General features: G+C 73.3%; 9 protein-coding genes. 6 read left to right on the forward strand and 3 right to left on the reverse strand.

Annotated features, from left to right (window positions below):
* Positions 1-11: 11 nt before the first annotated feature.
* Both ACWC5C_RS25145 and ACWC5C_RS25150 read right to left on the reverse strand, forming a co-directional pair.
* The gene (locus ACWC5C_RS25145) at positions 12-1,391 is read right to left on the reverse strand and encodes an ABC transporter substrate-binding protein (RefSeq protein WP_450878763.1); all 1,380 of its coding nucleotides are present in this window, start codon (positions 1,389-1,391) and stop codon (positions 12-14) included.
* 161 nt (positions 1,392-1,552) lie between these two features.
* Positions 1,553-6,418 carry an FHA domain-containing protein gene (locus tag ACWC5C_RS25150; protein ID WP_450878765.1) on the reverse strand — a complete coding sequence of 1,622 codons (4,866 nt, stop codon included), beginning with the start codon at positions 6,416-6,418 and terminating at the stop codon, positions 1,553-1,555.
* 499 nt (positions 6,419-6,917) lie between these two features.
* Here ACWC5C_RS25150 and ACWC5C_RS25155 point away from each other — a divergent pair, with 499 nt between their 5' ends.
* The 4 genes from ACWC5C_RS25155 to ACWC5C_RS25170 all read left to right on the forward strand — a co-directional run bounded on the left by ACWC5C_RS25155 (position 6,918) and on the right by ACWC5C_RS25170 (position 12,457).
* Complete coding sequence (locus ACWC5C_RS25155; RefSeq protein WP_450878767.1) at positions 6,918-8,654, forward strand: serine/threonine-protein kinase; 1,737 nt, start codon at positions 6,918-6,920, stop codon at positions 8,652-8,654.
* A 174-nt stretch (positions 8,655-8,828) separates the two neighbouring features.
* Positions 8,829-10,259 carry a serine/threonine-protein kinase gene (locus ACWC5C_RS25160; RefSeq protein WP_450878769.1) on the forward strand — a complete coding sequence of 477 codons (1,431 nt, stop codon included), beginning with the start codon at positions 8,829-8,831 and terminating at the stop codon, positions 10,257-10,259.
* Between the two features lie 65 nt (positions 10,260-10,324).
* The gene (gene prfB / locus ACWC5C_RS25165; RefSeq protein ID WP_450878771.1) at positions 10,325-11,437 is read left to right on the forward strand and encodes a peptide chain release factor 2; all 1,113 of its coding nucleotides are present in this window, start codon (positions 10,325-10,327) and stop codon (positions 11,435-11,437) included.
* Positions 11,438-11,761: 324 nt separating this feature from the next.
* Positions 11,762-12,457, forward strand: coding sequence for an LPXTG cell wall anchor domain-containing protein (locus ACWC5C_RS25170; protein WP_450878773.1), 696 nt, complete (start codon positions 11,762-11,764; stop codon positions 12,455-12,457).
* A 119-nt stretch (positions 12,458-12,576) separates the two neighbouring features.
* Here the strand turns inward: ACWC5C_RS25170 and ACWC5C_RS25175 are convergent, their stop codons facing one another.
* Positions 12,577-12,777 (reverse strand): hypothetical protein, encoded by a 201-nt coding sequence (locus tag ACWC5C_RS25175; RefSeq protein ID WP_055555454.1) that lies wholly within the window; start codon positions 12,775-12,777, stop codon positions 12,577-12,579.
* Between the two features lie 327 nt (positions 12,778-13,104).
* On the opposite strand from ACWC5C_RS25175, the gene ftsE reads away from it, so the two are divergent.
* Entirely contained in the window at positions 13,105-13,794 is a 690-nt protein-coding gene (gene ftsE / locus ACWC5C_RS25180; protein ID WP_201857601.1) for a cell division ATP-binding protein FtsE, read from the forward strand.
* A 9-nt stretch (positions 13,795-13,803) separates the two neighbouring features.
* Positions 13,804-14,715, forward strand: coding sequence for a permease-like cell division protein FtsX (gene ftsX, locus ACWC5C_RS25185; RefSeq protein WP_450878776.1), 912 nt, complete (start codon positions 13,804-13,806; stop codon positions 14,713-14,715).
* Positions 14,716-14,775: the final 60 nt, after the last annotated feature.

The following is a 14,775-nucleotide window of genomic DNA, read 5'->3' on the forward strand; positions in this document are numbered from 1 at the left end:
CGGTCGAGTCGTCAGTTCTTGTACGCCTTGGCGGCATCGGCTTCCAACTGGCGCTGGATTCCTTCCACGTTCCTCGGGTTCTTGAGGAAGTCCTGGAGCGCTTTCCATTCGCCCTGGGCGGGCTTTCCGCCGAAGGAGGCCGGGGCCTGGTCGGACATGTCGAACCGGAAGTCATTGCCCGCCGCGATGAGCGCCTTGGCGATGTCGCGCATCGGGTCATTGGGATAGGCGCTGAATTTCACGGCCTTGTTCGCCGAGATGAAGCCGCCGGACTGGGCCCAGATGGTCGCGGCGTCGGGCGAGGCCAGGAAGGTCAGCAGCGCCTGCGCGGCCTTGCTGTTCTTCAGCGCCACGCCCACGTCGCCGCCGGTCACCACGGGTGGCTTCGCGCCCACCGCCGGGAAGGGGAACACCTTCGCGTCCCCGCCGAGTTCCGCGCCCGCGTCGGCGACGTTGGCGGCGACGAAGTCGGCCTCGAAGACCATGCCCGCGTCGGGCTCGGCGGCGTTGCCGAACGCCTTGGTCACCGAATCCGGGAACGCGGTCTGCAGCGCGCCGCTCCGGCCGCCCGCGACCAGACCCTTGGCGCCCCACAGCTGGGCGAGCGTCTCCAGGGCCTTCTTGACGGACGGGTCGGTCCACTTGATTTTGTGCTGGGCCAGCTCGTCGTACTTCTTCGGCCCCGCCTGGGAGAGATACACGTTCTCGAACCAGTCGGTCAGCGTCCAGCCGTCCTGGCCGCCGACCGCGACCGCGTCGGTGCCGGAATCCGAGATCAGCTGGGCCTGTTTGAGGAGTTCCTTCCAGGTCTTCGGCTCCTTCGCGCCCGCGTAGTCGAAGGCCGAGGTGTTGTACCAGATCAGGGACTTGTTGCTGGCTTTGAAATAGACCCCGTACTGCTTGCCGTCGTACGAGCCGAGATCCTGCCAGCCCTTGGCGAAGTTCTTGTTCACCTCGGCCTTGGCGGCGGCGTCGAGCGGTTTCGCCCAGCCCTTCTGCGCGAATTCGCGCATGACGCCGACCTGGCCGACCATCGCCACGTCCGGCGGGGAGCCGCCCGCGATCTTCGAGCCGACGAAGCCCGCCATGTCGTCACCGCTGGGCACGAAGGTGACCTTGGCGCCGGTGCGCTTCTCGAACTCCTTCAGCACCTTGGTGAAGTTCTCCTGCTCGGTGCCGGTCCAGACGGCGGTGACCTGGAGCTTCTGGCCCTTGAGGCTGGGCAGCTTCACGGTGACCGGCGGCGGGCCGCCGCTGACCGTGTCCCCGTCGTCGCTACCGCAGCCCGCGGCGGTGAGCATGAGCGCTCCCGCCGACGCGGTGGCGAGCGCGGCTCGTACCGCTCGCTTCTTCCGCTTCCTGCTCCCGTTCCTGCGAAGCGATTTCTGCATCCCCGTTTCCCTCCGATGCCGACCGCCTCGCGCGCGGTCGTGTCCCGTGCGACAGTCCTACGCCCGGTCACCCAACGTGGCAATACTGTTTTCGGCGTTCACTCACGGTCGTGACCGTGCCGTGATGATCGCCGGACGGGGAGGAATGGACAGGCGGACGGTCAGATCAGCGCGGGCGCGGTCGGCGCGTCCGCCGACTGCGCGGCGCGCTGGAGCGCGCTGGCGAGCAGCGCCAGATCGGTCGGCCCGTTGCCCAGTTCGCGCAGCGGGCGGCGGGCCGGGGGATCGCCCATCCGCTCCCACTCCAGCGGGACGACCGTCGGCCGCTGGGTCGCGGTGCGCGGTATCCGCCCGGTGACCCGGCCCGCCTGGAACGGGGTCGTCGCGGCGTCGTCGGGGCCCAGCAGGCGGCCGCGGCCCGGGGCGTGCTCACCGCCGGACTCCCCGGACGCGTAGCTCTCTCCTTCCGGCTGCTCGGGCGAGGCGGGCGCCAGCGGACGGGGCTCCAGGACGATCCGCAGCGCGGCCCGCTCGACCGCCGCCGTATCCGCCGTACGGTCCGGGCGGCCGGACGCCGCCACCAGGTGGACGCCGAGATGGGCGCCGTCGCGGGCGATCGCCTCCAGCGCGCGCACCACCGAACCGGCCGCCGGGCGGCCCGGACTGCCGAGGGCCGGGGCCACCAGCGCGTCGAAGTCGTCGACGAGGACGACGAGGCGGGGGAAGGGGGACGGGGCGGCCGCCTCGGCGTGCTGCGCGTGTTCGTCGTGCTGGTCCTGGCGGCCGCGCTGGGGGCGCAGCCGAAGCGTCGTACTGGGCGCCGGATCGATGTCACCGGCGGAACGGGGCGCGATCACCCGCGGGGCGCTGTTGCCGCCGGACGAACCCTCCCGGATCCGGGTGTGCCAGGAGACGAAGTCCATCTGGCCCAGCAGCTCGGCCCGGCGCTTCAGCTCCGAGCTGAGCGCCTGCGCGAACTCCCGCATCCGCACCGGGTCGGAGGCCGCCAGATACGTCGACACATGCGGCAGATCGGTGCACACCCGCAGCCCCTCGCCGCGCTCCGCCCCGCCGCTCGCCCCCGCGCCGTCGAGGAGCACCAGCTCCAGCCGGTCGGGTCGCTCGGCGGCCGCGAGGGAGGCGGCCAGCGACCGCAGCAGCTCCGTCTTGCCGGTGCCCGCCCCGCCGTCGATCAGCAGATGCGGGCCGTCGGCCGCCAGATCGACGGCGACCGGTCCGCGCGGTCCGGCGCCCAGCACCGCGAGCGCCCGGCCGCCCGCCGGGACCTCGTCCGCGGCGGCCGCCCAACGGGCCAGCAGCGACGCGGGGGTGGCCCGCGCGAGCCCCAACTCGTCCAGCAACCGGGCCGAGTCGGGCAGCGGGGCCGCCACCTGCCGCCCCGGGCCGCCCTCGTCGCCCTGGCCGGAAGCGGCCGGGCGCAGGGGTGCGAGCGCCCGCGCGAACCGCTCGGCCCACGCCCCCGACACCGCGTCCACGGTGGCCGCCGTGGTGGCCCCGGCCACCCACATGGGCACGCCCGCGCCGCCGGTGGCGGCATCCCGGCGCACGATCTGCAGGCCGGTGGCCACATCGCCGCTCAGCAGCGCCGCCACCTCGCACGACGCGAACGCCGCCGAGCCCGCGCAGGCCGTCTCGTAGCTCACCGACAGCGGTGAGGCGGGCGACGCGGCCGGAGCCTCGGACAGGCACAGGAGGTGGATCCCGGCCCCCGGGCCGCCGACCGCCAGCCGCCCGAGCGTCTCGCGCAGCGCGGGCGGTCCCGGATCGCCGTCCACGATCACCACGGTGTACGGCCCGGACGGGCCCGCGGCGGTGTCGTCCAGCCGCCGCGTCAGCTCCGCCGTACGGGCCGTCACCTGCTCAGCGTCGTACGCCAGCAGCAGTCGGCAGTCCTGCCCGCGCAACGGCTGCAGCTGCGGCAGCCAGCCCAGCCAGGACCACTCGGCGGGCCGGTCCTCGGTGCTGAGCAGCACGATCTCCAGCGTGCCGGGGGAGTGCAGCGCCGCGAGCTGTGCCACGACGGACCGGGCGAGCCCGGCCAGCCGCCCGCGCGGCCCGGCCAGCCCCAGCGAGCCCGCCTGCCGCAGATCGACGGTCACGGGCGCGGCGGGCAGCAGCCCCCCGGCGCCGGAGAGCCGGTCGGCGGAGCCGAGCCGCACGGTGAGCGCGTCCGGGTGGCCCGGCCCGCGCTCCCACAGCCGAGGCCCCGGGCCGAGCGCCGTCATCAGCACGGCGGCGGGGTCCGGCCACCGGCGGTGCAGCGCGGCGGCCTCCTCGGCCGCCCGCGCGGCCCGGTCCTCGGCGCCCGCCGCCTCGTCCACGCCCCGCTCGTCCGCGCCCCGCCCCCCGGTCAACTGCCGCACCCAGGCCCCTATCCCCCGCCGCCGCACCTGCGCCCCGGGAGCGTCGTAGGCGTACGCCCCCGCCTCGCCGATCCCCTCGGGCACGGTGGTCCCCCGCAACGGCGTCCCCCGCCCCCCGCGAGGCCCCCGCCCGCCCGCAGCGGGACGCCCGGTGTCAGCCGGACCGCCAGGCGCCACCCCGGGGCGTCCGGCCCGCATGTCGTACGCCGGTTGCCCGCCGCCGCGCGGCCCGCCACCAGCCGGACCTCCGTGCGGCGCCCCGCCGCCCGCCCTCGGGTCCCCGGCCCAGGCGCCGTGCGCGCCGCGCTCGGGCGCTCCTGGCTGCCCGCCGCCGTCCGCCCCGGGGCCTCCGGCCCAGTTGTCGTGTGCGCTGCGCCCAGAGCTGCCCGACGAGCTGGTGCGCCGGTCGGTCGCGCCGTGCGGTCCGTCGTACGGCGTGCCGCCGCCCGCCCCCGGGCCTCCGGCCCGGGGCTCCGGTACGCCGCGTTCGGGGGCGCCCGGCTGCCCGCCGCTGCCCGCGCCGGGGTCTCCGGTCCAGGTGTCGTACGCCGGTTGCCCACCGGGGCGCGGGCCGGTTCCGGCCGGACTCCCGTGCGGCGCCCCGCTGCCCGCCCCCGGGCCTCCGCCCCAGGCGTCCGGCGTGCCGGTGCGCCGGTCGGTCGCGCCGTGCGGTCCGCCGTCGGCCGGGTTGCCGTGCGGCGTGCTGCCGCCGGTTCCCGGGTGGCCTCCGGCCCGGGGGCCCGGTACGCCGCGTTCGGGGGCGCCCGGCTGCCCTCCGGGGCCTGCGCCAGGGTCTCCGGTCCAGGTGTCGTACGCCGGTTGCCCACCGGGGCGCGGGCCGGTTCCGGCCGGACTCCCGTGCGGCGTGCCGCCGCCCGCCCCCGGGCCTCCGGCCCAGGCGTCCGGCGTGCCGGTGCGGCGGTCGGTCGCGCTGTGCGGTGTGCCGCCGCCCGTTCCTGGGCCTCCGGCCCGGGGGCCCGGTACGCCGCGTTCGGGGGCGCCCGGCTGCCCGCCGCTGCCCGCGCCGGGGTCTCCGGTCCAGTTGTCGTGCGCGCCGTGCCCGGTGCTGCCCGGCGCGCCGGTGCGGCGGTCGGTTGCGCCGTGCGGTCCGCCGTCACCCGTTCCCGGGCCTCCGGCCCGGGGCTCCGGTACGCCGCGTTCGGGGGCGCCCGGCTGCCCGGTGGGGGCGTGGGCGGTCCGGCCGCCCTGCTCGGCGTTCGTGGGCGGGTTGCCGTACGGCCCACCGCGCCCGTGGGTCTCGCGGGCTCCCGGCTGGCCGCCCGGGCGCCGGTCGGCTGCGCCGCGCGCTCCGGCGTCGGCCGGGCCGCCGTACGGTGCGTCGCCGCTCCCCGGCCCTTCGGCCCAGGGGCCCCGCTCGCCGTGGCGGGTGCCTGCGGCCGCGCCGGACTGTCCGCCCGGGTCCCGGCGGTCGGCCGGGTCGCCGTAGGGCGCGTTGCCGCCCGCGCGCGGCTGTCCGGGGCGTTCGCGTTCGTCGGTCGGGCGGCGGTCGCCGTGTGGTCCGCCATACGACGCGTTGCCGGGGCCTGCGGACCGGCCGCCTGGGTCCCGGCCGGGCGGGTTGCCGCCCGTGCTCGGCTGGGTCGGGCGTCCGCGGTCGTCGTGCGGCGCCGCCGCGCTTCCGGCTGCGCCGGGCTGGCTGGTGGGGCCGTGGCCATCGCTCGGCCAGGCGGTCTGGGCGCCTGGGGCAGGGGCGCTGCCGCCCTGGGCCTCGCGGCCGCCGGGCGGCTGGCCCGTGGTGTCCGGCTGGGTGCCCGTGCCGTGGGTGGTGGTGCCCTGGGGGGCGGCGTGGGTGACCGGGGTCCAGCCCCGGCCGGGGTGGCGGGGGGTGGGGGCGCCGGTCCAGGGGCCCTTGGCGTGGGCCACGCCGTCCGCGCGGGGGGTGACCCTCAGGTGACCCTCGCCGTCCGGCTGGGCGGGGAGGCGGGCGGGGGAGGACGGGGCCTCCCCCGGGGCGCGCAGCCGCAGCGCGGATTCGCCGATCCGGAGCAGCGCGCCCGGCGCGAGCGGTACGGGGTCCGGGCCGACGGGGGCGCCGTCGGCGGCGGTGCCGTTCGTCGAGCCGAGGTCGGCGATGGTCACCCGGCCGTCCTCGGCGACCGTCACGGCGCAGTGCAGCCGGGAGACGTCCGGGTCGTCCAGGGGGACGTCGGCGTCGGCGGAGCGGCCGATGCGGACCTGGCCGCCGTGCAGCAGGTGGACGCCGCCCGCGTCGGGCCCGGCGATCACGTCCAGGTGGACCGTGGCGTCGGACACGGCGGCCTCGGGCAGGCCCGGGTACCCCGGGTAGCCGGGGTAGTGGTCGGGGTCGGCCGGGGCGTGGAGGGAGAGCACCGCGCCGTCCACCAGCGGGGGCTCGCCGAGCGCGCAGCGCTGGGGGTCGAGCCGCTCCGAGCCCGCGTACACGACGACCGCGCCGGTGCCGCCCCCGGCGTCGTGCCCGGCGGCGGCGACGGCCGCGGCGAGGCCGCTCGTCACGGAGGCGAGGGCGGTGCCGACGGGAGCGGTCACGAGCACGTCCACCGCGCCCGCGAGGGCGTGCGGCGGTGGCGGCGCGGGCGCAGGATGGCCGGAACGGCCCGGGTGGGCGCTGCGCGGCCCGAGGACGGTCAGCCGAATCTGCATCGCCGTCAACGGTCCCTTCTGTCCGGGGAGCCGGTCGGGGGTGCCAACCCCGCCGTCCAGCCCCCAGGCGCTTCGGCACGTACAGGTCCGTACGGGGTCGTACGGATCACGGAGCGTGAGCCCCCCGCCGCTCGGCGCTTCCGTGCTGCGTGCATCCTCGCACCTGCCACTGACACTTCGCCCGCCGCCCGGCGGCACATGATCTTGATTGGTCGGCTACTCGGCCGAAACTGGCTGATTGCGACCGGATCCGCTGTGTTAGCGGGACCGGATCGGCTGTGTTAAGAGGACGGGAGTGGGCAACCGACTCCCCGGATCACGCGTCTTTCCCCCGGGTTCCGCGGTGGCCCGGCACGCCCGTCGTGCCCCGCTCAAGCGGTGATCAGCGGTGACCGGTACGGCACCTCGTCCGTCCCCATTACAGTGGGCGGACGAGCACGGCAGGCAGTAGCAGTAGTACAAGCGATGCAAGCGATATGACCACGACCAGGGAGCGCACGTGCGGCCGGTAGGCAGCAAGTACCTGCTCGAGGAGCCGCTCGGACGCGGAGCCACGGGCACCGTCTGGCGGGCCAGCCAGCGGGAGACGGCGGGCGCCGAGGCGGCCGTGGCCGGGCAGCCCGGCGAGACGGTCGCGATCAAGGTCCTCAAGGAGGAGCTGGCGAACGACGCGGACATCGTCATGCGCTTTCTCCGCGAGCGTTCCGTACTGCTCCGCCTCACCCACCCCAACATCGTCCGCACCCGCGATCTCGTCGTCGAGGGCGATCTGCTCGCCCTCGTCATGGACCTGATCAACGGTCCGGATCTCCACAACTACCTGCGCGCCAACGGCCCGTTCACCCCCGTCGCCGGGGCGCTCCTCATGGCGCAGGTGGCCGACGCGCTCGCCGCCAGCCACGCCGACGGCATCGTGCACCGCGACCTCAAGCCCGCCAACGTGCTCCTCGCGGGCACCGGCGAGGGCGAGCAGATGCACCCGATGCTGACCGACTTCGGCATCGCGCGGCTCGCCGACTCGCCCGGTCTGACCCGGACCCAGGAGTTCGTGGGCACCCCCGCCTACGTGGCGCCGGAGTCCGCCGAGGGCCGTCCGCAGACGTCCGCGGTGGACATCTACGGCGCGGGCATCATGCTGTACGAGCTGGTCACCGGCCGTCCGCCGTTCGCGGGCAACACCGCGCTCGAGGTGCTGCACCGCCACCTCAGCGAGGAGCCGCGCCGCCCCACGACCGTGCCCGAGCCGCTGTGGACGGTCATAGAGCGCTGCCTGCGCAAGAACCCGGACGAGCGCCCGAGCGCCGAGAGCCTGGCCCGGGGGCTGCGCGTGGTCGCCGCCGGTGTCGGCGTGCACGCCTCGGCCGCGCAGGCGGAGGCCGCCCTCGGCGTCGCCGCGCTGCTCGCGCCGGACCCGGCACCGGCCCCGGTCCCGGACACCGCCCCGGCGGACCCGGGCGACGCGACCCAGGTGCTGCCGACGAACGCGCCGAACGCGCCGGGCAATCAGTACGATCCGGCCGCCGCCACCAACGTGCTCCCCACCACGGGCCCCAACGCCGACCCCACCCAGGCGATGCCCACCGGCGGCCCGAACGGCCCCGGGGCGGACCCCACCCGGGCCATGCCCCCCGTACCGCCCGGCGGCGTCCCCGGCCAGGACGATCCGAACCACCCCTGGCAGAACCAGCTGCGCGCGGCCCGCGACCGCAACGAGCAGACGCAGGTCCAGTACCTCGACCCGAGCGAGGACCCGCTGCGCCGCCGCCCCCACCGCCCCGCACCGCAGCAGCCGCCTGGGCAGTACCAGCAGCAACAACAGCAGTATCAGCAACAGCAGTACCAGCAGCAGGGGTACCAGCAGCCGCAGCAGCCCCCGCAGCCGCCGCCGTCGCGCCGTCAGCAGCGCCGCCAGCAACAGCAGCAGCCGCAGCAGTACGCCCCGCAGCGCCCCCAGGAGCCGCAGCCGCAGCGTTACGCGCCGCCGCCGCAGCAGCCGGAGCCGCGCCGCGAGCCCCGGCAGCGCGGGTCCAACCCCAACCGGATGAAGATCCCCGGGCTCGGCTGCCTCAAGGGCTGTCTGTTCGTGATCCTGATCCTGGTCGTCGGTTCCTGGCTGGTCTGGGAGCTGACCCCGCTCAAGGACTGGATCGCCGAGGGCAAGAGCTACTGGGACGCGGTCTCGTCCTGGGTCACCGAGGTCAAGGACTGGATCTCCAGCGTCGGCGGCCCGAGCTGACCCACGATCAACTCCTCCGTACCCCGACGATGCGCCGAGTCAGGTGATTTGTCGACATCCAAGGGGTGTTTTCCGCTCAGAAGTGACAGTTGGCGCTGTCTGATGCCCCCAACGCGCCAGTAGCCGCGTAGCTTTGTCGCCAACGTGCCCCCTGTCGGAGGATTCGGAGCAGTCTTGTCACGGAAGATCGGCAGCCGGTACACCGCGCACCAGGTCCTGGGACGCGGCAGCGCCGGCACGGTGTGGCTGGGCGAGGGTCCCGAGGGCCCGGTCGCCATCAAGCTCCTGCGCGAGGACCTCGCCTCCGACCAGGAGCTGGTGGGCCGTTTCGTACAGGAGCGCACCGCGCTGCTCAGCCTCGACCACCCCCGGGTGGTCGGCGTGCGCGACCTCGTGGTCGACGGCAACGACCTGGCCCTCGTCATGGACCTGATCCGCGGTACGGATCTGCGCACCCGGCTCGACCGCGAGCGGCGGCTGTCCCCGGAGGCCGCGGTCGCGATCGCCGCCGACGTCGCCGACGGGCTGGCCGCGGCGCACGCCGCCGGGATCGTCCACCGGGACGTCAAGCCGGAGAACGTCCTGCTGGACATGCAGGGCCCGCTCGGCCCCGGCCGCTCCCACCCCGCCCTGCTCACCGACTTCGGCATCGCGCGCCTGGTCGACGAACCGGGCCGGGCCCGTGGCGGCAGGCCGTCCCGAGGCCAGCAGCCCTCGCAGGGCCGCTCGCCCAACCCGCGCAGCGTCATCGGCACACCCGACTACCTCGCGCCGGAGATCATCGAGGGGCTGCCGCCGCGCGCCAGCGTGGATGTGTACGCCCTCGCGACGGTGTTGTACGAGCTGCTGGCGGGCTTCACCCCGTTCGGCGGCGGCCACCCCGGCGCGATCCTGCGCCGCCATGTGACGGAGACCGTCGCCCCGCTGCCCGGCATCCCCGACGAGCTGTGGCAGCTGCTGCTCCAGTGCCTCGCCAAGGCCCCGGCGTCCCGGCTGCGCGCCTCCGAGCTGGCCACGCGGCTGCGCGAGATCCTGCCCACCCTGGCCGGATATCCGCCGCTGGACATCGACGAGCCGGACGAGGACGAAGAGCACGAGCAGCGCGAGGGCGAGAGCACGCGTCCGGAGGGCGGGCACCAGCCCGCCTCCGCCGGACCGGGTCAGGGCCAGGGCCAGGGGTACGAGCAGGGGTACGGCCAGGGCGGGACGCCCCGTCGGCGGCGCGGCGCGGTCCCACTGGTCCCGGGCGCGGTACCGGACAGCAGCCGCGAGACGCACACCAGCATGCGCGTGCCCAGCGCGGACGAGCTGGCGGGCGGCGCCCACGGCACCGCGCGCGCCCCTCGCGTACACGGTCAGCGCCGGGCGGGCTCGGCGCGCCATCCGGCGGTTTCGGGGGCGCTGCGCCGCCGTCGACTCAAGGTCGCCGCGGCCACGGTGGCGGCGCTGGTCGTCGTGGGCGTCGGCGGATGGCTGGTCGCGGGCGGCGACGACGGGGACGAGGCCCCCAAGGGCGGCGAACACTCGTCCTCCCAGGATTCGCGGGATTCGCATGGCTCGCGCGACTCCGGGCAGGGGTCCGGACAGGACTCCGGCGCCCGCTGAGAGCCCGCCGGTCCTGGTAGGGCCGACGGGCCGGAGATCCTTCTATAGCGGTTAGGCTGGTGCACGTGGCAGTCGTCGATGTATCCGAAGAGCTGAAGTCCCTCTCCTCGACCATGGGGTCGATCGAGGCCGTCCTGGACCTCGACAAGATGCGGGCCGACATCGCCGTGCTCGAGGAGCAGGCGGCGGCCCCGTCCCTGTGGGACGACCCGGAGAACGCGCAGAAGGTCACCAGCAAGCTCTCCTATCTCCAGGGGCACCTGCGCCGTGCCGAGGAGCTGCGCGGCCGGATCGACGACCTCGAGGTGCTGTTCGAGCTGGCCGCCGACGAGGGCGACGACGACGCGCGCGTCGAGGCCGAGACCGAGCTGGACGCGGTGCGCAAGGCCGTCGACGAGATGGAGGTCCGTACCCTCCTGTCCGGCGAGTACGACGCCCGCGAGGCGGTCGTCAACATCCGCGCCGAGGCGGGCGGCGTCGACGCCGCCGACTTCGCCGAGCAGCTGCAGCGGATGTATCTGCGCTGGGCCGAGCGGCACGGCTACAAGACGGAGATCTACGAGACCTCGTACGCGGAGGAGGCCGGCATCAAGTCGACCACCTTCGCCGTGCAGACGCCGTACGCGTACGGCACGCTCTCCGTCGAGCAGGGCACCCACCGCCTGGTGCGCATCTCGCCGTTCGACAACCAGGGCCGCCGTCAGACCTCCTTCGCGGGGGTCGAGGTGCTGCCGGTGGTCGAGCAGACCGACCACATCGAGATCGACGAGTCCGAGCTGCGGATCGACGTCTACCGTTCGTCGGGCCCCGGCGGGCAGGGCGTCAACACCACCGACTCCGCGGTGCGGTTGACCCACATCCCCACCGGCATCGTGGTCTCCTGTCAGAACGAGCGCTCGCAGATCCAGAACAAGGCGACCGCGATGAACGTCCTCCAGGCGAAGCTCCTTGAGCGCCGCCGCCAGGAGGAGCAGGCCAAGATGGACGCGCTCAAGGGCGACGGCGGCAATTCCTGGGGCAACCAGATGCGTTCGTACGTCCTGCACCCGTACCAGATGGTCAAGGACCTGCGCACCGAGTTCGAGGTCGGCAACCCGCAGGGGGTGCTCGACGGCGAGCTGGACGGCTTCCTGGAGGCCGGAATCCGCTGGCGGAAGAAGCGCGAGCAGGAGAGCTGAGCCCCGGTTGATCCCCGGTCGGCGCCTCTCGCTGCGGTTTTCCTGATCGTCAAGTGGTCCCTCAAGGACGCTTTTTGGTCACAGTCGTGTACCCATGCGTCACACAAGTACCTTCATAGCGGACATCTCGCCGTCAAAGACGCTTGACGGTGCCATGAAAACTGGGAAGGCTGACGCGCGGCATGCGTATGACTGGGGCGCGTGTGAACGGGGACCGGCGGATCGCCTGAGCAGGCAGAGCCCGCGGAATTTCTTTCCCTGACGGCCGTGGCCCCTGCATAGCTGCTCCATCGACGAGAGCACAGCTACTGGGGGTAGCAGTAGATGACGAAGAAGACGCGGCTGCGTGTCGCGCGCATAGCGGCCGCAGCGGTGATCGCCGCCGGTGCGTCGCTGACCGCTGCCGGTGCCGCATCGGCCGTGGGGATCGACGTGGGGATCGGTGGCGTCGACGCCTCGGTCAACGCGGACAAGAAGGGTCTGGATGTCGGTGTCGGCATCCACAACCCGGACGACGAGCCCACGGACGAACCGACCGGGATTCCGACCGGCGAGCCCACCGACGAGCCGACGGACGAGCCGACCGGCCTGCCCACCGGGCTGCCGACGCTCCCGACGGACGAGCCGACCGACGAGCCCACGGGTGAGCCGACGGACGAGCCGACCGACGAGCCCACCGGTCAGCCGACCGATGAGCCGACGGGTCAGCCGACCGACGAGCCCACGGACGAGCCCTCCGGCCAGCCCAGCTCCTCGCCCAGCCAGGGCGGCGGCACGGGTGGCGGCGACGACTCGACCTGCACCGTGGACCTCGACTCCACCAACTGCGACGACAACACGGACACCGACAGCGTCGGCTCCAAGCCGGTCGAGCAGGGCAAGGCCAAGGAAGAGCTGGCCGAGACCGGTGCCTCCTCCGAGACCACCTTCCTGCTGATCGGTGCCGCGACGATGATCGCGGGTGGCATCGGCTTCCGCTTCATGCCGCGGCTCGCGAACCGCAACAACAACGTGGCCTGATTCATACGCCGCACACACGTCGAGGGGCCCGGAGCGCTGCAGAGCTCCGGGCCCCTCGGGCGTCGGTATCGAAAGTGCGGCTGGACCGAAAGTGCGGCTGGGAGAGCGGTTACGCTGCGTTACGCCGCGGCTGCCATCTCGTGGGCGAGCACGGCCACCGCGATCAGCGCCACCAGGAGCGCTATCAGCGCGGCGGGGGTCAGCCCGGCGAAGGGACCCTCCTGCTGCTGCAGGCGCTCCCTGCTGGCCCGGCAGACCGGGCAGCGGCCCTCGCTGACGGGGCTCGCGCAGTTGGCGCAGACGAGCCTGTCGTACGTCATGCGCTTTCTCCTCCCGCGCGGCGGTGCCGCAGTAGATATGGGGCCAACGCTCAGGGAAATGGGTTGGTTCCCCTTCCACTGTGCCAGCTTCCGCCCGGTTCGGCGCGCCCCGCATGATTCCGTGCCGCATCCGTACCGGTTCTGTGGCCGTTTCGGACGGTCCGACGGCCAGTTTGTCAACCGTTTGCCCCCAATAGTGCCGTGAATAAACGCACCAAGCCGGATGGGCGCTGCGCACCCGCGCGCGGTTCGCGTATGGTCACGCTCACCGACGGGAGCCGCTCCGGCGGCAGCCCGTACCGCTACCCAGGTCACCGTGGTGCATCAGTGATCCGATTCGACAACGTATCCAAGACTTACCCCAAGCAGACCCGTCCCGCACTCCGGGATGTCTCGCTCGAGATCGAGAAGGGCGAGTTCGTCTTCCTGGTGGGCTCCTCGGGGTCGGGGAAGTCCACTTTCCTCCGGCTGCTGCTCCGGGAGGAGCGGGCGAGCCACGGCGCGGTCCATGTGCTGGGCAAGGATCTCGCGCGGCTGTCCAACTGGAAGGTGCCGCAGATGCGCCGCCAGCTGGGGACGGTGTTCCAGGACTTCCGGCTGCTCCCCAACAAGACGGTCGGGGAGAACGTCGCCTTCGCGCTGGAGGTGATCGGCAAGCCGCGCGGCGCGATCCGCAAGACCGTGCCCGAGGTGCTCGACCTGGTGGGGCTGGGTGGCAAGGACGAGCGGATGCCCGGCGAGCTGTCCGGTGGTGAGCAGCAGCGCGTGGCCATCGCGCGCGCGTTCGTGAACCGTCCGATGCTGCTGATCGCCGACGAGCCGACGGGCAACCTGGACCCGCAGACCTCCGTTGGGATCATGAAGCTGCTGGACCGGATCAACCGGACCGGCACCACGGTCGTCATGGCCACGCACGACCAGCAGATCGTGGACCAGATGCGTAAGCGCGTGATCGAACTTGAGAAGGGCCGTCTCGTCCGCGACCAGTCCCGCGGCGTCTACGGCTACCAGCACTGAAAGGACGCCATGCGCGCCCAGTTCGTCCTGTCGGAGATCGGCGTCGGTCTCCGCCGCAATCTCACGATGACCTTCGCGGTGATCGTCTCCGTGGCCCTCTCCCTCGCCCTGTTCGGCGGGTCCCTGCTGATGAGCCAGCAGGTGAGCACGATGAAGGGCTATTGGTACGACAAGGTCAACGTCTCGATCTTCCTCTGCAACAAGAACGACAAGGAGTCGTCGGCCAACTGCGCGAAAGGCGCGGCCACCGAGGTCCAGAAAAAGGAGATCCGCTCCGAACTGAATCAGATGAACATCGTCGACTCGGTTCAGTTCGAGACGAGCGAGCAGGCGTACAAGCACTACAAGGAGCAGTTCGGCGATTCACCGCTCGCCGATTCGCTGACGCCGGACCAGATGCAGGAGTCCTACCGCATCAAGCTGAAGGACCCGACGCGGTACGACGTCATCTCCACCGCCTTCGCCGCCCGGCCCGGCGTGCAGGAGGTACAGGACCAGAAGGCCCTGGTCGACGATCTCTTCAATCTGCTCAACGGCATGAACTACGCGGCACTCGGCGTGATGACGCTGATGCTGGTGGTCGCGTTGATGCTCATCGTGAACACGGTGCGGGTGTCGGCGTTCAGCCGCCGCCGGGAGACCGGGATCATGCGGCTCGTCGGCGCGTCCAGCTTCTATATCCAGATGCCGTTCATCATGGAGGCCGCCATCGCGGGGCTGATGGGCGCGGGCTTCGCCTGCGTACTCCTCGTCAGCGGCCAGTACTTCCTGGTCGACAACTGGCTCGCGGGCAAGATCGACGTGATCAACTTCATCGGCTGGGACGCGGTGCTGGCCAAGTTGCCGCTGGTGCTGGCGATCGGGCTGCTCATGCCCGCCCTCGCGGCCTTCTTCGCGCTCCGCAAGTACCTCAAGGTGTGACATTCGCCTGGGGCGCCGTACCTCACAACCCGGCGTACGGCGCCCGGGCTTGCCCTACAC

It is taken from the genome of Streptomyces sp. NPDC001700 (assembly GCF_053596435.1).